Raw genomic sequence first — 22,104 nt, 5'->3', positions numbered from 1 at the left:
GGCCAGTAGCTTCGCGAGGCATGAGTGACTCCAGCTTCGAGGGCCGCGACGTCGGCTCGGGCGTGTCGGTCATCCGGGAGAGCACCGACGTCGTCGGCGCCGGCCCGCGCCTGCACCAGCACCCCTACGTCGAGACCTTCGTGATCATCCGCGGCCGGGCGCTGTTCACGATCGGCGACGAGCAGCGCGAGGGCACCGGCGGCGACGTGCTGGTGGTGCCGGCGAACACGCCGCACAAGTTCGCCGTCCTCGGCCCCGACGTGTACGAGGCCGTGCACATCCACGAGAACGACCACTTCGTCACCGAGTGGCTCGAGTAGCCATCACCATGCCCCGCAGGGCCTCGAACCACAGCTCGGCCAGCGCCGCCACCTCCTCCTCGGCGAACATCGCGGACGGCCACTCCCACGAGGCGTGCAGCTCGTCGTCCACCGCGAGCACGTCGACCACCAGCGGGTAGCCAACGGGCATGCTGTCGCCCCGCCCGCCGTACAGCGGGCTGAGCCCGGGTGGTGTCTGCCAGTCGCCGCCGGTCTCGCCGTCGCCGTACCGGCCGAGGTAGTTGAACTGCAGCTCGGGCGGGACGGTCGCCAGCTCGGCGCGCGCCGCCGGGTCGAGGTGGCGCAGCACCCCGTAGCCCAGCCCGCCGTCGGCCACCGCGCACAACCGCTCGCCGACGCCGGCGGTGAGCCGGCGCACCGCGTCGGGATCGGCGAGGTCGGACCACGCACCGCCGGGCAGGTGCACCGGGAACGCGGTGGTGAACCAGCCGACGGTGCGCGTCAGATCCACATCCCCGACGTGCTCCTCCCGGCCGTGCCCCTCCAGCGCCACGAGCGTGCCGTCGCCCGGGTCGCGCCCGCTGCGCCGGCGCCACTCCGCCGCGGCCAGCGCCAGCCCGCCCAGCAGGACGTCGTTGATCGTCGCGCCGAGCGCGGCGGGCACCGACGACAGCAGTGGACCGCCCCACTCGGCCGGCAGCACCAGCGCGTGCTCGCGGACCGTGGCCGCGGTGTCGCGGACCGGGTCGAGCGGGTCGCGGGCGAACCGGCCCGCGGCAGCCCGGGCCGTGGCCCGCCAGGCCGGCAGCTCCGACGTCCTGGCCCCGGTCCGCCCGGCCTCGGCCAGCGCCCGGGACCAGGTGCGGAACGACGTCCCGACGGCGGGCAGCGCGATCGGCTCGCCCGCCTGCTGCTGGGCCCACGCCTCGGCCAGGTCGTCGACGAGGATTCGCCAGGACACCCCGTCGACCACGAGGTGGTGCGCCACGAGCAGCAGGATGCCGGGGTCGAGCAGCACCGCCTGCAGCATGACGCCACGGTCCGGGTCGAGGCGCTGCGCGGCCTGGATCCGCTGCTCGTTGACGACCTCCGCCGCGTCCGCGCCGGCCGGGACCACGGTCAGCAGGTCGTCGGCCCGCACCGCGCCGGGCTCGGGCACCTCCAGCTCCCACTGCGATCCCCGGTGCAGCCGGGCGCGCAGCAGGTCGTGGTGGTCGAGCACTGCCTGGAGCAGCGGGAGCAGGGCGGCGGCGTCGGCCGGGGTCTGCACGGTCACCGCCTGGTGGAACGCGCCGATCTCGTCCGTGAGCTCGGCGAGCCAGCCGATGATCGGCGTGGCGGGCAGCCGCCCGATCCCGTCGCGGTCCTGCTGCGGCGCGTCGGCGGGGCCGGAGCCCAGCGCCGCCAGCGCCTCGACGGTGCGGGCGGCGCGCACGTCGCGCGGCCGGAACTGGATGCCGTGCCGGCGGGCCTGCGAGACGAGCGCGATCGAGCTGATGCTGTCGCCGCCCAACTCGAAGAAGTCGTCGTCGATGCCGACCTCGGCCACCCCGAGCAGCCTGCCGACCACCGCGCACAGCGTGCGCTCCGCGTCCGTCCGGGCGGGGCGGTGCTCCCGCTGCCCCGTCAGCGCCGGGGCGGGCAGCGCCGCCGTGTCGAGCTTGCCGTTGACGTTCAGCGGCAGCTCCGCCAGCACGTCGAGCGTGGTGGGGATCATGTGCGGCGGCAGCTGCTCGGCCAAGCCGGCCCGGACCGTGGCGACCAGCTCCACCGGCTCCAGGTCGACCGCCGGCACCAGGTACCCGGCCAGGTGCGCGACCCCGGCCTCGCCGCGCCGGTGCACGGTGACCGCGGCCTGCGCCACCGCCGGGTGCCGTTCCAGGGTCGCGACGATCTCGCCCGGCTCCACCCGGTACCCGCGGATCTTCACCTGGTCGTCGGTGCGGCCCAGGAAGTCGATGTTCCCGTCCGGCCGCTGCACGACGAGGTCGCCGGTGCGGTACATCCGCCCTGCCGCGAACGGGTCCGCGACGAACCGCTCCGCGGTGAGCGCAGCGCGGCGGTGGTAGCCCCGCGCCAGCCCGGTCCCGGCGATGTACAGCTCCCCCGGCGAGCCGACGGGCACCGGCCGCAGCGCGGTGTCGAGGATGTACGCGCGGGTGTTGGTGATCGCCGTGCCGACGGTCGGGGTGGCGCTGTCCTCCGTGCCCCCGCCCAGGGTGTTGATCGTGTACTCGGTGGGCCCGTACAGGTTGTAGCCGACCACGCCCTCGGTGCCGGCCAGCTGCGACCACACCGACTCGCTCACCGCCTCACCGCCCAGCAGCACCAGCGGCAGCCCGCCGTCGAGCAGGCCGCCGTCCAGCAGGGTCCGCGCGTAGGTGGGCGTCACGTTGACCACGTCGATGCGTTGCTCGGCGCAGTACGCGACGAGCTGCTGGGCGTCGCGGCGCAGCTCCTCGTCGCACACGTGCACCTCGTGGCCCTCGACGAGCCAGAGCAGCTCCTCCCACGACATGTCGAACGAGAACGACACCGTGTGCGCGATCCGCAGGCGGCGCCCGCCGGTCCGAGAAAGGGTCGGCTCGAAGATCTCCGACCGGTGGTTGACCAGCATGTTCGTCAACCCGCGGTACGGGGTGACCACGCCCTTGGGCAGCCCGGTGGAGCCCGAGGTGTAGATCAGGTACGCCGGGTGCTCCAGTCGTCCCGGCGTGCCGGGGGCGAAGCGACCCAGCTCGGCGGCGCTCAGCGGCCCCGACGGGTACGTGGCCGCCTCCGCCGGCGTGACGACGTCGGCGGGCAGCCGGTCCAGTGCGGGTCCGGCGGCCACCACGCACACCGGGCGCGCGTCGGCGAGCATCACCGACCAGCGCTCGGCCGGGTGGTCGAGGTCCAGCGGCAGGTACGCGGCGCCGGTGCGCAGCACCGCGAACAGCGCCACCACCATGTCCAGCGACCGCGGCAGGGCCAGCGCGACGATCCGCTCCGGTCCGGCCCCGTGCGCCAGCAACAGCCGGGCAAGCTGGTTGATCCGGGCGTCGAACTCGGCGAACGTGAGCTGCTCGCCGTCGCAGACCAGCGCGACGACGTCGGGCTGCGCCGCGGCCCGCTCCGCGAGCAGCTCGGCCACCGTCAGCGGCGGCACCGGGCACGTGGTGCCCGCCCAGCCGGCCTCCAGCGCCGCCCGGTCCGCGGCCCCGATCAGCTCGAGCCGGCCGACCGGCCGGTCCGGGTCGGCCGCGAGCTGGCGCAGGACGGACAGGAAGACCTCGTGCAGCCGCTCCGCGCGCTCGGGGCTGACCCGCCGGTCGTCGTACTGCAGCCGCAGCGCGAGCTGCTCGCCGGGGAAGACCTGCAGGGACGCGGCGAAGTGCGTGCGCGCCTCCACCGACTCGCCCGTGCCGGTGATCCGCAGGGCGCCTTCCTCGCCTGCGCCCGGCGGGAAGTTCTCGAACACGAAGAGCACGTCGAACAGCTGCTCGGCCCCGGCCAGGGACTGCACCTCGGCCAGGCCGAGGTACTGGTGGCCGAGCAGCTCGGCCTGCTCCCCCTGGTGCCGCAGCAGCGCGTCGGCCGCCCGGTCGGCCGGTGACCAGCGCACCCGCACCGGCACCGTGTTGATGAACAGCCCGACCTGCGCGTCGATGCCGGGCACGTCGGCGTCACGGCCCGACACCACCGCCCCGAACACCACGTCGTCGCGCCCGGTCATGGCGCCGAGCGCGACCGCCCACGCGCCGCTGACCAGCGTGTTCAGCGTCAGCCCCCGGTCGCGGGCGGCCGCGGCCAGCGCACCGGTCAGCTCCTCGGACACCGTGCCCGTGATCGCGGCCGGGGCCACCGGGGCGGCCTCGTCCGGCAGGGCGGTGCCGAGCATCGTGGGTTCGGCGAGCCCGGCCAGCGCCTGCTGCCAGGCCGCCCGAGTGCGGGCGGTGTCCTGGGCGGTGAGCCAGCGCAGGTACTCCCGGTAGGACGGCAGCGGCGCCAGTTCCCGCCCGGTGCGCTGCGCCTCCACCAGCGCGAGCAGGTCGTCGAACAGCACCGGCAGCGACCACCCGTCGGCCACGAGGTGGTGCAGCGTGACGATCAGGCAGTGCCGGTCGGGCTGCCCACCGGTGAGCAGCGCGAGGCGCAGCAGCGGGGCCCGTTCCAGGTCGAACGCCCGCGCGCGCTCCTCACGGGCAACCCGCTCCGCGTCACCGGCGGGCAGCACCCGCAGCGGCACGTCGACGGTGCGCGCCACCGCCTGCACGAGCCCGCCGTCGGCGGTCTCGTGGAACGACGCGCGCAGCGCCGGGTGCCGCGCGGTGAGCGCGGCCAGCGCGGGGCGCAGCTGCTCCGCCGTCAGCGGCCCCTCCAGCTCCAGCACGTACTGCACGATGTAGCCGTCGGGGTCGGCGGCGGTGTGCGCGTGGTAGCGGGAGTGGAAGTACATGCCCTGCTGCAGCGGGGTCAGCGGCCAGACGTCGGCCAGCCCGCCGGGCACCTCCAGCGCGTCGACGTCCTGCTGGGTCAGTGTGACCAGCGGGAAGTCGACGGGCGACGGGCCCCACGCACCCGGTTCGGGGGCGTGCGCCGCCAGCGCCGCCAGCGCGGCCACCCAGCGGTCGGCGATGCCCGCCACCTCGGCCTCGGCCAGCACCGCGGCGGGCCAGCTGAACGTGGCCGAGAGCGCGTCTCCGGCGACCCCGGCGTTGATCTCCAGTGGGTACCCGGCGGCGGTCTCCGGGTCGGCCCGCTCGCCCAGTTCGGGCCGTTCCGGGGCCGGCGCCCAGTCCTGGGTGTCCCCGATGCCGAACCGGCCCAGGTAGTTGAACAGCACGGGCGGCACGGCGGTACCCGTCCAGGCGGTGGCCCGGTCGGGGTGCAGCCGGCGCAGCGCCGCGTAGCCGATGCCGCGGTCGGGCCGCGACTCGATCTGGGTGCGCACCCGCTTCGCGACGGCGGCCATCGCGGCACCGCCGGCCAGGAAGTCGGCCCACGCGACGGGCCCGGGGTCGAGCCGCACCGGGGCGATGGTGGTGAACCAGCCCACCGTGCGCGACAGGTCCAGCGCCTCGTCGACCGCGGCGCTCTCCCGACCGTGGCCCTCCAGATCGACGAGCACGGCGCCGTCCCGGTCGCCGCGCAGCGCGAGTGCGAGCGCGGTGAGCAGGACGTCGTTCACGGTGCCGCCGAACGCGGCCGGCACGGCGCCGAGCAGCCGGGCGGTGACCGCGGCCGGCACCGTCACCGTGTGCGAACGGGTGGTGCCGATGGTGTCGCGCGCCGGGTCCAGCGGCCGCTCCCCGATCGGGCACAGGCCTTGTGGCGCCAGCTCGGCCCGCCAGCGGGGCAGCTCGGCGAGCCGCTGCTCGGCTTCCTCGTGCAGCGCCTCCGTCCAGCGACGGAAGGAGGTGGGCACGGGGGCGGGCGGCCGCCCGTCCCGCCACATCTCGGCGAGGTCCTCGCCGAGGATCCGCCACGCCACCCCGTCGACCACGATGTGGTGGGCCACGAGCAGCAGCCGCCCCCGCCGCGCCGGTCCGGCGTCGACGAACACCGCCTGCACCATCACCCCGGCGTCGGGGTCGAGCCGGCGCACCGCCGCGTCCTCGCAGGTGCCGAGCAGCGCCGCCAGGTCGTCCTCGGCAGCGACGACGGTCAGCAGGTCCGCCGCCGCGACCGTGCCCGGCTCGGGCACGTGCAGCGCCCAGCCGTCGGCCCGGTCGAGCCGGGCCCGCAGCAGGTCGTGCCGGTCCAGCAGTGCCTGCAGCAGCTCGACGAGCGCAGCCCGGTCGATGCCGGCGGGAGTCTGCAGGCACAGCGACTGGAAGAACCCGGTGATGCCGACGGACTCGTCCCGCAGCCCGGCGAGGATCGGTACGGGGAGCACCCGGCCGATCCCGGAGTCGGGGGCCCGCTCGGCGACCGGGGCGATCTCGGCGGCCAGCGCCAGCGCCTCGGGCGTGCGCCGCTCGAACACCAGCCGCGGGCTGATCCCGATGCCGCGCCGCCGCGCCTGGCCGACCAGGCCGATGGAGATGATGCTGTCGCCGCCGAGCTCGAAGAAGTCGTCGTCGACGCCGACCTCGGCCACGCCCAGCACCTGCTCGAACAGTGCACAGAGCACCCGCTCGCGGTCCGTGCGCGGGGCCCGCCGCGGCCGGTTGGAGGTGAACTCCGGCGCGGGCAGCGCGGCGGTGTCGAGCTTGCCGTTCACGGTCAGCGGCAGCTCGGGCACCGGGATCAACGCCGCGGGCACCATGTGCGCCGGGAGCCGCTCGGCGAGCTGCGCGCGCACAGCAGCGACGTCGGGGTTCCCGACGGGCACCAGGTACCCGGCCAGCCGCTTGAGGCCGGACGGCTGGTGGGTGTGCACGACAACGGCGGCCTGGGTGACCTCGTCGAGCGCCTCCAGCGCGGCGACGATCTCGCCCGGCTCGATGCGGAAGCCGCGGATCTTCACCTGGTCGTCGGTGCGGCCGAGGAAGTCGATGTTCCCGTCGGCCCGCTGCCGGACGAGGTCGCCGGTGCGGTACATCCGCCCGCCCGTGAAGGGATCCGCGACGAACCGCTCCGCCGTCAGCGCGGCCCGCCGGTGGTAGCCGCGGGCCAGCCCGGTGCCGGCGATGTACAGCTCGCCCGGGCAGCCGACGGGGACGGGGCGCAGCGCCCGGTCCAGCACGTAGCCGCGGGTGTTGTGGATCGGCCGCCCCACCGTCGGCGTGGCGCTGTCGGCGGTGCCGCCGCCGAGGGTGTTGATCGTGTACTCGGTGGGCCCGTACAGGTTGTAGCCGAGCACCCCGTCGGCGTCGCGCAGCGCGGCCCACACGGAGTCGGTGACGGCCTCGCCGCCGAGCAGCACCAGCGCCGGCCGGTGCTCCCCCTCCAGCAGGCCCTCGTCGAGCAGCGCCCGCGCGAACGTGGGCGTCACGTTGATCACGTCGATCCGCTGGTCACGGCAGTACTCGACGAGCTTGCGCGCGTCGCGGCGCAGCTCCTCGTCGCACACGTGCACCTCGTGGCCCTCGACGAGCCAGAGCAGCTCCTCCCACGACATGTCGAACGAGAACGACACCGTGTGCGCGATCCGCAGCCGCCGCCCGGCACCGGTGGATCTTGCGCTGGCCACGACCGGGCCGAAGATCTCCGCGCGGTGGTTGGCCAGCATGTTCGTCAGGCCGCGGTACGGGGTGAGCACGCCCTTGGGCAGCCCGGTGGAACCCGAGGTGTAGATCAGGTACGCCGGGTGCTCCAGCCGGTGCGGGTCGGTCGCGGCGAACCCGGGCCGCTCCGCGTCGGCGAGCGGCCCGGCCGGGGCCGCGGCCAGCTCGGCGCGGACCGCGGGGTCGTCCAGCCGCACCACGGGCGCGTCCGGCGGGAGATCGGCGCCGGTCGACAGCACGCAGACGGGCTCGGCGTCGGCCAGCATCACCGCCAGCCGCTGCGCCGGGTACTCCAGGTCCAGGGGCAGGTAGGCGGCGCCGGTGCGCAGCGTCGCGAACAGCGCGACCACCATGTCGATGCCGCGCGGCAGGGCGAGCCCGACCACGCGCTCCGGCCCGGCCCCGCGCGCCAGCAGCAGGCGGGCCATCCGGTTGATCCGCTCGTCGAGCTCGGTGGCCGTGAGGCGCTCGGCACCGCAGACCAAGGTGGTGCCGTCGGCCAGCGTCTCCGCCACCGACGCGGTGTCCAGTGGCCGCTCCGCCGACGCCCAGTCCCGCTCCAGCGCGGCGCGCTCCCCGGGCGCGAGCAGGTCGAGCCGGCTGAGCAGCCGGTCCGGGTCGGCGGCCAGCGCCGCCGCGACCGCGGCCGTCCGCTCCAGCAGCGCGACGGCGTCCGCGTCGGGCATCGCGTGCTCCAGCGTGAGCCCGAGCTGCTCGCCCGGCGTCGCGATGATCACCAGCGGGTAGTGGGTGGCGTCGACGTGGCGCCGCCCGACCACACCCGCGGCGGCCATCGTCGCGGCCGGGATGTCGGCGAAGTTCTGCAGCACGAACAGCGTGTCGAACAGGACCGGCTGGCCCGCCGCGCGCTGGATCGCACCGAGCCCGAGGAACTCGTGCTCGCCCAGCGCGAGCCGCTCGTCCTGCAGCCTGCGCAGGAACGCTCCGACGGCCTCGGCCGGGTCGGTGCGCACTGGCGTCGGCACGGTGTTGAGGAACTGCCCGACGACGTGCTCGGCACCGGCGAGCTCCGGCGGCCGGCCGGCGACGGTGGTGCCGAACACCACCTCGTCGCGGCCGGTGAGGCCGCCCAGCACGAGCGCCCAGGCCGCGTTCAGCACCGTGTTCAGCGTGACGCCGCAGCGGCGCGCGCCGTCGCGCACCGCCTCGCTGACCGCTGCCGGCAGCGTGATCGCCGTGCGCTCCGGCACCACGGTGGAGCGGGTGCCCCCGACGAGCGTCGGACCGTCCAGACCGGCGAGGGCGCCGGCCCACGCCTCGCGGGCCGCGTCGGCGTCGCGCTCGGCCAGCCAGCGCAGGTACTCCGGGTAGCTGCCGGCGGGCGGCAGCGCCTCCGGCGCCGTTCCCGCGTAGAGGTCGAAGAGCTGGCCGAACAGCGTGCTGTGCGACCAGCCGTCCCAGGCGAGCAGGTGGTACGTGACCAGCAGCCGGTCGGTGCCGTCCGGCAGGCGCAGCAGCGACACGCGGAACAGGGGCGGGTCGGTGAGGTCGAACCGGCGGGTCCGGTCGGCGTGCGCGATCGCGGCGGCCCGCTCGGCGGCCGCGTCCGGCGCCAGGCCGGAGAGGTCGTGCTCGGTCACGGGATCGGCTGCGGCGGACCGCACGACCTGGCAGACCGAGCCGTCCCCGACGTCGACGAACGCGCACCGCAGCGTGGGGTGCCGCAGCTGCAGGGTGTGCACCGCGGCGCGCAGGCGAGCCGCGTCGGCCCGGTGGTCCAGCTCGAACGCGGTCTGCCCGGTGTAGAGGTCGAGCGCGCCACTGTCGTCGAAGACGGACTGGAAGTACAGGCCGGACTGCAGCGGCGACAGTGGCCAGACGTCCTCGACGTCGCCGAAGCGCTCTCGCACCGTGGCCGGGTCGAGCTCGACCAGCTCGAACGGCGCCACCGGTGGCCGGGCCGGTCCCCGGTCGTCGACCCCGGCGACCAGGGCGAGCGCCTCCGGGGTACGGCTGGTGAACACCTGCCGCGGGGTCAGCACCAGCCCACGCTCGCGCGCGCGGCCGACGAGCGTGACGGAGCTGATGCTGTCGCCGCCGAGCAGGAAGAAGTCGTCGTCGATGCCGATGTCGGTGGCCCCGAGCAGCTCGGTGAACAGGGCGCAGAGCACCCGCTCGGGCTCGGTGCGCGGGCTGCGACTCCCCCCGCCGGTGTAGACGGGCGCCGGGAGCGCACCGGTGTCCAGCTTGCCGTTCACGGTGAGCGGCAGCTCGGGCACCGCGGCGATCGCGGACGGGACCATGTGCGCCGGCAGGACGGTGGCGAGGTGGCTGCGCAGCGCGGCGACCGGGGCCCCGGCGTCGGGGTCGGCAGGCACCACGTAGGCGGCCAGCCGGGTCACGCCTTCCGTGTCGACGACGACGGCGGCCTGCGTGACCAACGGGTGCGCCTCCAGCGCCGCCACGATCTCGCCCAGCTCGATCCGGTAGCCGCGGACCTTCACCTGGTGGTCGGTGCGGCCCAGGAAGTCGATGCTCCCGTCGGGCCGGCGCCGGGCCAGGTCGCCGGTGCGGTACATGCGCCCACCCGCGACGAACGGGTCGGCGACGAACCGCTCCGCGGTCAGGTCGGGCCGGCCGTGGTAGCCGCGCGCCAGCCCCGCGCCGGCCAGGTACAGCTCACCCGGGGCACCGTCGAGCACCGGGCGCAGCGCGGTGTCCAGGAGGTAGACGCGGGTGTTGTGCACCGGCCGGCCGACGGTGGGGGTGACGCTGTCGGTGACGCCGGCGCCCAGCGCGTTGATCGTGAACTCGGTGGGCCCGTACAGGTTGTGGCCGTCGGTGCGCGGCGCGGTGCGCAGCGCGGCCCAGATCGAGTCGGTGACGGCCTCGCCGCCGAGCACCACGAACGCGGGCACGTGCTCGCCGTCGAGGAGCCCCCCGTCGAGCAGGGCACGGGCGTAGGTGGGCGTCACGTTGATCACGTCGACGCGCTGGACACGGCAGTGCTCGACGAGCCGGTGCGCGTCGCGGCGCAGCTCCTCGTCGCACAGGTGCAGCTCGTGGCCGGCCACCATCCACAGCAGCTCGTCCCACGACATGTCGAAGGAGAACGACGTGGTGTGCGCGACGCGCAGGCGCCGGCCGCCGACGGCGTCCACCGCGCGGGAGATGATCTCGGCGCGGTAGTGCGCGAGCATGTTGGTGAGGCCGCGGTACGGGGTCAGCACGCCCTTCGGCGTGCCGGTCGAGCCGGACGTGTACATCAGGTAGGCCGGGTGGTCCAGCCCGGTGGTGCGCGGCGGCACGGCGTCCGACGGCGCAGGGTCGTCGGGGTGGACCACCGGCACACCGAGGTCCGGATCGGCGAGCGCCACGACGCAGACCGGGCGGGCGTCGGCGACCATCGCCGCCAGCCGCGCGGCCGGCAGCTCCAGGTCCAGCGGCAGGTACGCGGCGCCGGTGCGCAGCACCGCGAACAGGGCCGCCACGAGGTCGGCCGTGCGCGGCAGGGCCAGCGCGACGACCTGCTCCGGGCCGGCGCCGCGCGCGCGCAGCAGCCGGGCGATCCGGTCGATCCGCGCGTCCAGCTCGCCGAAGGTGAGCCGCTCGTCCCCGCAGACGAGAGCGGTGTCGTCCGGGGCCGTCAGGGCGAGGTCCGCGAGTTGCTCGGCCACCGTGGTGTCGGCCAGCTCGCGCTCGGCCGCCGACCAGCCGGCCCGCAGCGCCGCGGCCTCGTCGCCGGCGAGCACGTCCAGCCGGCCGACCAGCTCGTCCGGCGCGGCGAGCAGGCGCTCGACGGTCGCCGCGAACCGGTCGAGCACGGCGGTCGCTGTGGCGGGCTCCAGCACGTCCGGCCGGTACTGCAGCGTGACGTGCATCGTCGGCTCGGGGTTGACCACGAGGATCAGCGGGAAGTGCGTGGCGTCGTCGTAGTCGACGTAGCGCGCCCTGACGGCGGTGAGCACCGCCGGATCCAGCTTCGGGAACGTCTGCAGCGCGAACAGCGTGTCGAACAGCGTGTCGCCCCCGGCGACGCGCTGGATCTCGGCCAGCCCGACGTGGTCGTGCTCGACCACCGCGGCCCGCTCCTGCTGGATGCGGCGCAGCAGGGCGGCCACGGTCTCGGTGTGGTCGAGGCGGACCCTGGCCGGCACCGTGTTCAGGAACATGCCGATCGCCCGGTCGCTGCCCGGCAGGTCCGGCGGGCGGCCGGCCACGGTGGTGCCGAACACCACGTCGGTGCGCCCGGCCAGGGCGCCCAGCGTGATCGCCCAGGCGGCGTTCAGCACGGTGTTGACGGTGACCCCGAGCGCGCGGACGCCAGCGTGCAGCGCCGCGTCGGCCTCGGCCGAGAGCTCCAGCCGGGCGGCCGACGGCAGGACCGGGGCGCTCTGCTGCGAGCCGGCGACCAGCGTGCCCCCGTCGAGCCCCGCCAGCGCGTCGCGCCACGCGGCGAGGTCGGCCTCCCGGTCGCGCCCGGCCAGCCAGCGCGCGTGGTCGAGGTGCGACGGCGGGGCGGGCAGGCCCGGATCGGCCCCGTCGTGCGCGAGGAACGTGAACAGCTCCTCCAGGACGACGGCCTGCGACCAGCCGTCCCACGCCGTCAGGTGCTGGGTGAGCACCAGCCGCGTCCGCTCGCCCGGCAGGTGCGCGACGAGCAGCCGGAACCGCGGCGGGGCGGCGAGGTCGAAGCGGCGGGCGCGCTGCTCCGCGCACAGCTCGGCCAGCCGGTCGGGCGAATCGAGGGTGACCTCCTCGATCGGCACCTCGGCCACCGGGTGCACGACCTGCACCGGGTACGGGGTGCCGTCGCCGACCAGCCCGGCGCGCAGGACGGGGTGCCGCTCCAGCAGCGTCGCGCACGCCCGGCGCAGCCGCGCCGCGTCGAGCGGATGGTCCAGCTCGAACGTGTGCTGGCCGGTGTAGGGATCAGCGTCCCCGTCGAAGACCGACTGGACGTACATCCCGGCCTGCAGGGGCGTCGCCGGGAGGACGGCGTCGGGCGCCACGCCGTAGCGGGCGGCGACCTGCTCCGCGACCTTCGGATCGACCAGCGGGACGGCGGCGACCTCGGAAGCCTCCTCCGGTTCGGCCGCGGGGAACCGGGCGGCCAGCGCCTCCGGGGTGCGCAGCTCCATCAGCTCGCGCACCCGCACCCGCAGCCCGTCCTTGCGCACGGCGCGGATCACCTGCACCGCCGAGATGCTGTCGCCGCCCAGGGCGAAGAAATCGTCCTCCGCCCCCACCTCGGGCAGGTCGAGCACCTCGGCGAGCCGCCGGCACCACAGCCGCTCCGCGTCGGTCGCGGGTGCCCGGCCGCCGCCGGCCGCGATCACCGGGGCGGGCAGCGCCGCCCGGTCCAGCTTCCCGTTCGGCGTCATCGGCAGCGTGGCCAGCGGCACCAGCACGGTCGGGACCATGTAGTCGGGCAGCGTGCCGGCCAGCGCGTCGCGCACCTGCGCCGGCACTTGCGCGGACTCGGGGCCCGTCCCGTCGAGCACCACGTACCCGACCAGCATCTTCCGGCCCGGTTCGTCCTCGCGGACCACGACCGCGGCCTGCGTGACGCCGGGCTGCACCAGCAGGGCGGCCTCGATCTCCCCCGGCTCGATCCGGTAGCCGCGCAGCTTCACCTGCTGGTCGGCGCGGCCGAGGAAGTCCAGGGTGCCGTCGGCGCGCCACCGGACGCGGTCGCCGGTGCGGTACATCCGGGCGCCGTCCCCGGCGAACGGGTCCGCGATGAAGCGGGACGCCGTCAGCGCGTGCCGCCCGCGGTAGCCGCGGGCCAGCCCGCGACCGGCGATGTACAGCTCGCCGACCTCGTCGACGCCGACCGGGCGCAACGCATCGTCGAGCACGTAGGCGTGCGTGTTGGGGTCGGGCCGACCGATCGGCGCCGGCCGCGTCCAGCCGGGCTCGGCCGTCCACAGCGTGGAGTTCACCGTGGCCTCGGTGAGGCCGTACGCGGTCACCACCCGCAGCGGGCCGGTCCAGCGCCGCAGCACCTCCGGCGGCACCGTCTCGGTGCCCACCACCAGCACCGCGCCGTCGGGCAGCCGCGCGTCCGCCGGCAGGGCCGCCACCAGCGACGGCGGCAGGATCATGTGCGTGACCTGGTGTTCGACCAGGTACTCGGTGAGGTCGGGCCCGGCCACCCGCCGGTGCGCGGGCACCAGCACGACCGTCCCGCCGACGCACAGCGACATGGTGAGGTCCCAGACCGCGACGTCGAACCCGATGGACGCGAACTGCGCGACCCGGCTGCCGGCGTGCACCCCGAGCCGGTCGACCGCCGTCGCGACGAGGCTGCCGATGCCCTCGTGGGTGAGCACCGCACCCTTCGGCCGGCCCGTCGAGCCGGACGTGTAGATGAGGTAGGCGGCCCGGTCGAGCGTGATCGGGCCGCCGACCTCGGCGTCGTCGAGGGTCGTGCCGGGCAGGGCGGCCAGCTCGGCCACGGTCGCCGCGGCGTCCACGACCAGCGTGGTCGTGGACGCCGGCAGCTCACCGGCCAGCTCGGCCGTGCTGATCACCAGCCCGGCGCCGGAGTCGGCCAGCAGGTAGCCGATCCGCTCGGCCGGGTGGTCCAGATCGAGCGGGAGGAACGCAGCTCCCGCCTTGAGCACCGCGAGCACCATCACCACCAGCTCGGGTGCGCGGGGCAGCGCGAGGCCGACGACGTCCTCGGCCCCCACCCCGCGCGCCCGCAGCAGCCGGGCCATCCGGTTGGCGCGCTCGTCGAGCTCCTGGTAGCTCAGCGAGTCGTCCTCGCAGATCACGGCGGTCGCCGCCGGTCGCTCCGCGGCCCGGGCCTCGAACAGGCGGGACCAGGGCTGCTCCTCGACCACCCGCACCGGAGTGCGGGCCCACGGCGTCAGCTCGTCGATGCTCAGTGCGGTCACTTGGCCGCGTCCATCCTCTCCAGTTCGGGCACGACCAGGTCCAGGGCGTACGGGATGCTCAGCACGGTGTTGAAGGTGATCGCGGCACCCGGGAACGGCGCCGTCGTGTAGTCGAAGTAGCCGACCCGGCCGGAGCTGACGACGCCCAGCCGGTTGTAGAGCTGGTCGGCCTGCAGGACCTTCAGCGTGTCGGGGTCGGAGGTCCAGGCCAGCCGGTCGACGTCGAGCAAGCGGACCTCCTCGGCGCTGACCGTCGCGACGTTCTCCTTCACCCGCTCCCCGATCCACGGCGGCTGCGTCGTGAACCCGAGCGCGGCGAAGAAGCGCGGCTTCGGGTCCTGCGGGGAGAAGACCTGGTACGTGCCGCTGGTGGCGGAGGCCATCACCAGCAGGGTCTTGTCGTGCCACTGCGGGTGGGCGGTCTTGACCGCGGCGAGCTTCTGCTCCACCCCGGCCACCAGGTCCTTGGCCTGCTGCTCACGGCCCAGCGCCTTCCCGGTGGTCAGGGTCATGTCCTGCCACGGGGCGCCGAACGGGTCGTACTTCGCCGAGTGCGCGACGGTCGGGGCGATCGCCGAGAGCTTGTCGTACTCGGAGCGGTCGAGGCCCTCGTAGAGCGCGAGGATCAGGTCCGGCTTGAGCGCGGCGACCTTCTCGAAGTTGATCTCACCGGCGTTCGAGACGATCTCCGGGGTCTGGCCCGTCGCCGCCGACTTCGCCCAGGGGAAGATCGCGCCCGGCTGCGCGTTGAACCACTCGGTCGTGCCGACCGGCTGCACCCCCAGCGCCAGGACGGCGTCCTGGTCGCTCCACCCGACCGTGACGACGCGCTGCGGCGCCGCGTTGATCGTCGTGGAGCCGAGGGCGTGCTCGATCGTGACCGGGAACCCGGTGCCCGCGCCCCCCTGCGGTGGGGCGGCCGGGGCCGGCGCGGGGGCGCCGCACGCGGTGGCCAAGGCCAGCGCGGCAGCCGCCGCGACGAGCCATCGACGTCTGACGGGGATCGACGTTGGGGTTCTCACACAGCACTCCTCGGGGGAACGAACGGGGGACTCAGCTCCACGCCTCGGCCAGGTCGGGGTAGAAGTCCTCGAAGAGGCCGAGATCGGTGGCGCGCGCGTAGCGCGGGTGGTCGCGGTGCGCGCTGAGGCCGCGCATGGCCGCAGCGCCGTAGTAGCCGCTCGGCTCCGCCGGCTGGGGACGGCCGGTCAGCGTCCCGGCGACCGCGGCCTCGAGGTGCTCGACGAAGAGCTGGTGGCAGGCCTCGACGAGCTCGACCATGACGTCCTCGAAGACGTCGTCCGGCCCGATGGGGAACCGCCGCTCGGCCAGCACCGGGCCGGTGTCGATCCGCTCGTCGACCTCGTGCAGCGTGGCGGCGAACTCGGTCTCGCCGTTGAGGATGGCGTAGGCGACGGTGGCCATCGGGATGCCGCGGTACGCGGGCAGCGGGCCGCCGTGGATGTTGTAGACGCGCAGCCCGGAGCGCAGCAGCGGCGCATCGAGGATGAACGGGTTGTCGATCGACCAGACCACCCCGTCGGTGGCGAGAGCGCGCAGCTCAGCACCCGGGACGTCGGCTCGGGTCACCAACCGGACGGGGACCTGCTCCGCCGGCGGGACCGGCGTGCGCCCGCCCGTGCAGACCAGGTCGACCGCGAAGCCGGCGTCCCTGGCGTGGTGGACGGCCCGCCAGAGCAGCGAGCCGTCCCCGATGAAGATCACCCGCGCTCCATCGCCTCGACGAGGCTCCGCGGCCGCATGTCGGTCCAGTTGGCCTCGATGTGGTCGAGGCACTCCTGCCGGCCGGCCGGCCCGTGGGTCACCGTCCAGCCCGCGGGGACGGGCACGAACGTGGGCCACAGCGAGTACTGGCCCTCGTCGTTGACGAGCGCGTGGAACTCGCCGTCGGGGTCGTCGAAGGGGTTGGTGGACACAGTCGTCTCCCTGATCCGGAGGTGAGGTGCTCAGACGAGCGAGGCCGGGCGCGCCGCAGCCGCCCCGGAACGGGCGACGATCGACGCGGCGATCTCGCCCGCGCGGACGGCGACGTTGGACAGCAGCGTCGAGGAGAGCCCGTGCGTGCGCTCGGTCGGTCCCTGCAGGTAGATGCCGGCGGTCAGCTCCGCCGCGGTGCGGACGCGGTAGTCGCGGCCGATGTCGAGCCGGCCGGCCTCGTCGCGGACGCAGCTGTCAACCAGCCCGCCGAGCAGCTGCCGCGGGTCCGACGGCCGGTAGCCGGTGGCGTAGACGACGAGATCGGCGGTCACCACTTCGCGGCGTCCGTCGAGCAGCGACTCGATCACCAGGTCGACGACCGGCTCGCCGGTCGCGTCGCCCACCGGCACCGCGTCGGCGACGCGGCTGACGTTGAGGAAGCGCAGCCGCTCGTGCCCGCTGACCTTCTCGTGGTAGTGCCGGCGGTACAGCGACTCGATCAGCTCCGGGTCGACCACCGAGTAGTTGGTGTTGGCGTGGTAGCCGAGGATCAGGTCCTTGACGTCGGCCGGCGCGTCGAAGAAGTCGTCGACGGCGTCGGGATCGAAGACCCGGTTGGCGAACGAGCTGTCGTCGGCGGGGCTGTAGCCGTAGCGGCTGAAGACGGCGCAGACCTCGGCGTCGGGGAACGTCCGATGCAGGTGGTCGACGGTCTCGGCCGCGCTCTGCCCGGCACCGACGACGATCACCCGGCGCGGGTCGGTGACGCTGCCGATGCGGGTGAGCAGGTCGCGGCTGTGCCACACGCGCTCCCCCGTCCGCACGCCGTCGGGCAGGTGCGGCTGCAGGCCGGTGGCGAGCACGACGTTGCGGGTGCGCAGCACGGTGCCCGCGGAGGTGTGCACGTCGACGACCGACGGGTCGTCCGGCACGGCGGCGACGCGCTCGACGGACGTCGCGTAGTCGACGCGGTCGGCGAACCGCGCTGCGGACCACTCCAGGTAGTCGTGGAACTCCAGCCGGGTCGGGAAGGCGCTGCCGTAGTTGATGAAGTCGACCAGCCGGCCCCGGTCCTTCAGGTAGGACAGGAAGCTGAACGAGCTGGTGGGGTCGCGCAGCGTGACCAGGTCCTTGAGGAACGAGATCTGCATCGTCGCGTCCTCGAGGAGCATCCCGCGATGCCAGCCGAAGGCCTCCTGCCGCTCGACGAACCGGACCGAGAGCGGTGCCGCCTGCTCCTCCAGCGCGATCGCCAGACCGAGGTTCGACGGCCCGAACCCGATCCCGACGAGGTCGTGCACCGGTCCCACCCACGCCTGAGACATGTGTCCCTTCCCGAACCGTTTGCGAATGTGTGGCTAGCCTTCTATGAGGCAAGCCTAAGTTCAAGTGGTTCGTGAACTGTGCCATCGACCCGGCCGCGTTCACGCGGACACCGACCCGAACACGTGCGATCGTGACCGCGCCCCAGCGCCCCTCCCCCGGGTGGACGATGGACGAGCAGACGACCGGAGGCATCGATGATCGAGCTGACCCCCGTCGGGCACGTCGAGTCGCCGCTGACCGACGCGGCGACCGCGCCCAAGCAGGGCACCGAAGGCGCACCGGAGGCCACGGTGGTGATCGCCGCCGAGTACGCCCGCGCGGTCGCCGACGTCCACGCCGGTGCCGACCTCGTGCTGCTCACCTGGCTCGACCGGGCGCGCCGCGATGTGCTCGCCGTCCACCCCCGCGACGACCCCGCACAACCGCTGACCGGGGTGTTCGCCACCCGCTCACCGGATCGGCCGAACCCCGTCGGCCTGCACCGCGTGCACGTCGTCGCGGTGGACGGGCTCCGGCTGCGGGTGCAGGACCTGGAGGCGCTCGACGGCACGCCCGTGCTGGACGTGAAGATCGCGCTGCCCGCCGATTGACCGAACGAACCGTCGCCGGCGTCCGTTCCGCCTACCGGTGGGATCAATGGGGCAAGCCGGTCGCACCGCCACGCACGTCTGGCGCGCCGGCACGCGTCGGCCCACCATGGTGCTTCCGAACGAGCGCGCCGGAAGGACACCTGCCATGCAGATCGCAGACATCCTCAACCGCAAGGGTCACACGGTCTACTCGGTGCTCGAATGGCAGACGATCAGGGACGTCGTGGAGGAGCTGGGGGCGACCGGAACCGGTGCGCTCATCGTGATGGGCCGTGCCGGGGAGATCCGCGGCATCGTGTCGGAACGCGACATCGTCCGGGCGCTGCGTTCGCACAGCACGGACCTGATGTCGGTGCCGGTCAGCGAGGTGATGACCCGCAACGTCACCACCGTGGGACCGGACGTGACCGTGGCCAAGGCCATGGCCATGATGACGAAGCTGCGCCACCGCCACCTGCCCGTGCTGGACAACGGCAAGCTCATCGGGGTCGTCAGCATCGGTGACCTGGTCAAGCACCGGGTGGCCGAGATGGAGATGGAGAACACGGTGCTGCGCGACGCGGCCATCGCGAGGTACTGATCTGATCCACCGCATGGACACCCGGGTACGGGCGGTGCTGGACGAGGTGGCGACCGCCGCGGCGCAGCACGATGCGGGCATCGCGGACCGGCTGCTGCGCTGGCGGGTGCTGGAGGAGGACGCCGGGCAGCTCCTCGCCGTGCTGGTGCGGGCGACCGGGGCCCATGAGGTCGTCGAGGTGGGCACCTCGCGCGGGGTGTCGACGCTGTGGCTCGCCGACGCCGTCCGCGCCACCGGCGGCCGGGTCGTGAGCCTCGACCCGGACGCCGCGGCGCAGGCGGCGGCCGCCGAGAACGTGGCGCGGGCGGGCCTCGCCGACCACGTCACGTTCACGGCGGTCGACGGCGGCTCGTACCTGGCCAGGATGCCCGACGCCGCGATCGACCTGCTGTTCCTCGACGCGGAGCGCACCGAGTACCCCGGCTGGTGGCCGCACCCCCTGCGCGTCCTGCGCCCCGGCGGCCTCCTCGTCGCCGACAACGCCACCTCCCACCCCGACGAGATCGCCCCCTTCGCCGCGCTGCTCCGCGCCGAACCGGGCGTCACCACCACGATCGCCACCGTCGGCAAGGGCGAGCTGATCGCCGTCCGCGACCCCTACTGACCGCCGAGCAACCTCAGCACCAGCGCGGCCATCGCCGCGGGGTCGCCGTCCTCGGGGCGCAGCACCAGCTCCGGTGACTCGGGGGCCTCGTACGGGTCGTCGATGCCGGTGAAGCCGGTGATCTCGCCCGCGCGGGCCTTGGCGTACATGCCCTTCGGGTCGCGGGCCTCGCACACCTGGAGCGGGGTGTCGACGAAGACCTCGACGAACGGCAGGCCGGCGAGGTCGTGCGCGGCCCGGACCTTCGCCCGGTCGGCCGCGTACGGGCTGATCAGCGACACCACGGCGACGAGGCCGGCGTCGGCGAACAACTTGGCCACCTCGCCGGCCCGCCGCACGTTCTCCGCGCGGGCGGCCGCGTCGAACCCGAGGCCGGCGTTGATGCCGTGGCGCAGGTTGTCGCCGTCGAGCAGGTAGGCGGGGCGGCCCGCCGCGATCAGCATCCGCTCCAGCTCGACGGCGATGCTGGACTTGCCGGAGCCGGACAGCCCGGTCAACCACACGGTGCCGCCGTGCGAGATCCGCTCGCTGCGGCGCACCGCGGTGGCGTGCCAGACCACCTCCGCCCTGGCCGGCTCGGCCAGCACCGTGCCGGCGGCCACGGTGTTGTTCGTCTGCTCGTCGACCAGGATGAACCCGCCGGTCACGCGGTTGCGGCGGTACTCGTCGACGAACAGCGCGTCCTGCGTCTGCAGGCTCACCCGGCCGATCTCGTTGAGCGCCAACCCGGCCGCCTGCTCGTCGCGGTGCAGCGTGTTGATGTCGAGGCGGTACTCCACCGACCGCACCAGCGCCCTGGTCGCCCGCGTGGTGTGCAGCAACAGGTACCGGGCGCTCACGGTGAGCTCGCTGCGGTCGGTCAGCCAGCACACCATCGCGTCGAGCTCGCGGACGGCGCGGGGCTGGTTGCGCGGCCGGCAGATCAGGTCGCCGCGGCCGACGTCGTGCTCGCCGTCGAGCTGCACGGTGACGGCCTGCGGCGGGAACGCCTCGGCCAGCGGCGTGCCGCCGGGGCCGGTGATGGCCAATATCGTGGTGCGCGCCCGCGACGGGAGCACGAGCACCTCGTCGCCCGGCTTGAACACCCCGCCCGCGACCGTGCCGGCGTAGCCGCGGAAGTACCCGCCCTCCTTCGGCGTGCGGATCACGTACTGGACGGGCAGGCGCGCGTCGATCAGGTTGCGGTCCGACGCGACGTGCACCTCCTCCAGCTGATGCAGCAGCGAGCTGCCCGAGTACCACGGCATCCCGTCGCCGCGGTGCACCACGTTGTCGCCGGTCAGCGCGGACATCGGGACGAAGCTCAGGTCGCGCACGTCGAGCCGGGCGGCGAACCGGGTGAACTCGGTGCGGATCTCCTCGAACCGTTCCTGGGAGAACCCGACCAGGTCCATCTTGTTCACGCACAGCACCAGGTGCGGCACGCCGAGCAGGGACGCGAGGAACGCGTGCCGGCGCGACTGCTCCAGCAGCCCCTTGCTGGCGTCGACGAGGATCAGCGCGAGGTCGGCGGTGGACGCGCCGGTGACCATGTTGCGCGTGTACTGCACGTGGCCCGGGGTGTCGGCGATGATGAACTTCCGCCGCGGCGTGGCGAAGTAGCGGTGCGCCACGTCGATCGTGATGCCCTGCTCGCGCTCGGCGCGAAGCCCGTCGGTGAGCAGCGCGAGGTTCGGGTACGGCTCACCGCGGTCGCGGCTGGCCCGCTCGACCGCCGCCAACTGGTCGGAGAACAGGCTCTTGGAGTCGTAGAGCAGACGGCCGATCAGCGTGGACTTGCCGTCGTCGACGCTGCCTGCGGTGGCGATCCGGAGCAACTCGGTGTTCGTTTCCGGAGCCATCAGAAGTACCCCTCCCGCTTCCGGTCCTCCATGCCCGCCTCCGAGATCCGGTCGTCGGCACGGGTGGCGCCGCGCTCGGTGATCCGGCTGGCCGCGACCTCGGCGACGACGGCAGCGGGGCCGTCCGCCGTCGATTCCACGCAGCCGGTGCAGGTGGCGTCGCCGATCGTGCGGAACCGGACGGTGGCCGGGTACACCTCCTCGTCGGGCGCCGGCGTCAGGTACGGGTTGACGGCGAGCACCATGCCGTCGCGCTGGAAGACCTCGCGCCGGTGCGCGTAGTACAGCGACGGCAGCTCGATGCCTTCGTCGAGGACGAACTGCCACACGTCCAGCTCGGTCCAGTTGGACAGCGGGAAGACCCGGATGTGCTCGCCCCGGCGGTGCCGGCCGTTGTAGAGCTGCCACAGCTCGGGCCGCTGGTTGCGCGGGTCCCACTGGCCGAACTCGTCGCGGAAGCTGAACACCCGCTCCTTCGCGCGGGCCTTCTCCTCGTCGCGGCGGGCACCGCCGAACACGGCGTCGAAGCGGTGCTCGGCGATCGCACGCAGCAGGGTCGTGGTCTGCAGCCGGTTGCGGCTCGGTTCGTCGACGACGCGGCCGGCGTCGATGTCGTCCTGCACCGACGCCACCTCGAGCCGGACACCGTGCTCGGCCACCGTGCGGTCGCGGAACTCCAGCACCTCGTCGAAGTTGTGGCCGGTGTCCACGTGGAGCACCGGGAACGGCAGCGGCGCCGGCCAGAACGCGCGCAGCGCCAGGTCCAGCATCACCACCGAGTCCTTGCCGCCCGAGAACAGCAGCACCGGACGTTCGAACGTGGCCGCCACCTCGCGGAACACGTGCACCGACTCCGCCTCCAGCGTGCGCAGGTGGGGAAGCTGGTAGCTGCTGGTCGTCAACGGTGACTCCACGATCGACAGAGTG

General features: G+C 74.2%; 10 protein-coding genes and 1 pseudogene. 4 read left to right on the top strand and 7 right to left on the bottom strand.

Annotated elements, in window-relative coordinates; translation table 11 throughout:
- The first annotated feature begins 20 nt into the window (after positions 1 to 20).
- Positions 21 to 320, top strand: a complete 300-nt coding sequence (locus ACQEVB_RS35170; RefSeq protein ID WP_432982169.1) for a cupin domain-containing protein — start codon at positions 21 to 23, stop codon at positions 318 to 320.
- On the opposite strand, the pseudogene ACQEVB_RS35165 reads toward ACQEVB_RS35170, so the two are convergent.
- From ACQEVB_RS35165 to ACQEVB_RS35145, 5 genes and pseudogenes are all read right to left on the bottom strand, one after another.
- Positions 301 to 14,298: pseudogene (locus ACQEVB_RS35165) on the bottom strand (amino acid adenylation domain-containing protein); the annotation flags it as partial. The gene ACQEVB_RS35170 and the pseudogene ACQEVB_RS35165 overlap by 20 nt on opposite strands.
- Positions 14,295 to 15,320 (bottom strand): iron-siderophore ABC transporter substrate-binding protein, encoded by a 1,026-nt coding sequence (locus ACQEVB_RS35160; RefSeq protein ID WP_432982166.1) that lies wholly within the window; start codon positions 15,318 to 15,320, stop codon positions 14,295 to 14,297. The gene ACQEVB_RS35160 and the pseudogene ACQEVB_RS35165, both read right to left, overlap by 4 nt.
- 31 nt (positions 15,321 to 15,351) lie before the next feature.
- Positions 15,352 to 16,023 (bottom strand): formyltransferase family protein, encoded by a 672-nt coding sequence (locus ACQEVB_RS35155; RefSeq protein ID WP_432982163.1) that lies wholly within the window; start codon positions 16,021 to 16,023, stop codon positions 15,352 to 15,354.
- Positions 16,020 to 16,235 carry an MbtH family protein gene (locus ACQEVB_RS35150; protein WP_432982160.1) on the bottom strand — a complete coding sequence of 72 codons (216 nt, stop codon included), beginning with the start codon at positions 16,233 to 16,235 and terminating at the stop codon, positions 16,020 to 16,022. Before ACQEVB_RS35150 ends, ACQEVB_RS35155 begins: the two co-directional genes overlap by 4 nt.
- A gap of 30 nt (positions 16,236 to 16,265) precedes the next feature.
- A complete protein-coding gene (locus ACQEVB_RS35145) occupies positions 16,266 to 17,561 on the bottom strand; it encodes a lysine N(6)-hydroxylase/L-ornithine N(5)-oxygenase family protein (protein ID WP_432982157.1) in 1,296 nt (431 codons plus the stop codon).
- A gap of 195 nt (positions 17,562 to 17,756) precedes the next feature.
- Between ACQEVB_RS35145 and tsaA the strand changes: the two genes are divergently transcribed.
- The 3 genes from tsaA (at position 17,757) to ACQEVB_RS35130 (ending at position 19,336) form a co-directional block, all read left to right on the top strand.
- Positions 17,757 to 18,152, top strand: a complete 396-nt coding sequence (gene tsaA / locus ACQEVB_RS35140) for a tRNA (N6-threonylcarbamoyladenosine(37)-N6)-methyltransferase TrmO (RefSeq protein ID WP_432982154.1) — start codon at positions 17,757 to 17,759, stop codon at positions 18,150 to 18,152.
- A gap of 145 nt (positions 18,153 to 18,297) precedes the next feature.
- Positions 18,298 to 18,732: a CBS domain-containing protein gene (locus ACQEVB_RS35135; protein WP_432982151.1), complete on the top strand. Its 435-nt coding sequence runs from the start codon at positions 18,298 to 18,300 to the stop codon at positions 18,730 to 18,732.
- Between the two features lie 13 nt (positions 18,733 to 18,745).
- On the top strand, positions 18,746 to 19,336 hold the full coding sequence (locus tag ACQEVB_RS35130; RefSeq protein WP_432982148.1) for an O-methyltransferase: 591 nt from the start codon (positions 18,746 to 18,748) through the stop codon (positions 19,334 to 19,336).
- On the opposite strand, the gene cysC is transcribed toward ACQEVB_RS35130, so the two are convergent.
- Together cysC and cysD are read right to left on the bottom strand one after the other, a co-directional pair.
- Positions 19,330 to 21,177 (bottom strand): adenylyl-sulfate kinase, encoded by a 1,848-nt coding sequence (cysC, locus tag ACQEVB_RS35125; protein ID WP_432982145.1) that lies wholly within the window; start codon positions 21,175 to 21,177, stop codon positions 19,330 to 19,332. The two genes, ACQEVB_RS35130 and cysC, sit on opposite strands and share 7 nt — an antisense overlap.
- Positions 21,177 to 22,091 (bottom strand): sulfate adenylyltransferase subunit CysD, encoded by a 915-nt coding sequence (gene cysD, locus ACQEVB_RS35120; protein ID WP_432982142.1) that lies wholly within the window; start codon positions 22,089 to 22,091, stop codon positions 21,177 to 21,179. Before cysD ends, cysC begins: the two co-directional genes overlap by 1 nt.
- Between the last annotated feature and the right edge of the window lie 13 nt (positions 22,092 to 22,104).

The sequence above is a fragment of the Pseudonocardia sp. CA-107938 genome, from assembly GCF_050936315.1.
In the GTDB taxonomy this organism is placed as follows: domain Bacteria; phylum Actinomycetota; class Actinomycetes; order Mycobacteriales; family Pseudonocardiaceae; genus Pseudonocardia.
Note: the sequence above shows the minus strand (reverse complement) of the source record. Positions and strands in the feature narration are given on the sequence as shown.

Excerpts from the sequence above, each read along its gene's own strand:
- ACQEVB_RS35170 (WP_432982169.1), top strand. The coding sequence starts at position 21 with ATGAGTGACTCCAGCTTCGAGGGCCGCGACGTCGGCTCGGGCGTGTCG.
- ACQEVB_RS35145 (WP_432982157.1), bottom strand. The coding sequence starts at position 17,561 with ATGTCTCAGGCGTGGGTGGGACCGGTGCACGACCTCGTCGGGATCGGG.
- tsaA (WP_432982154.1), top strand. The coding sequence starts at position 17,757 with ATGATCGAGCTGACCCCCGTCGGGCACGTCGAGTCGCCGCTGACCGAC.
- ACQEVB_RS35135 (WP_432982151.1), top strand. The coding sequence starts at position 18,298 with ATGCAGATCGCAGACATCCTCAACCGCAAGGGTCACACGGTCTACTCG.
- ACQEVB_RS35130 (WP_432982148.1), top strand. The coding sequence starts at position 18,746 with ATGGACACCCGGGTACGGGCGGTGCTGGACGAGGTGGCGACCGCCGCG.
- cysC (WP_432982145.1), bottom strand. The coding sequence starts at position 21,177 with ATGGCTCCGGAAACGAACACCGAGTTGCTCCGGATCGCCACCGCAGGC.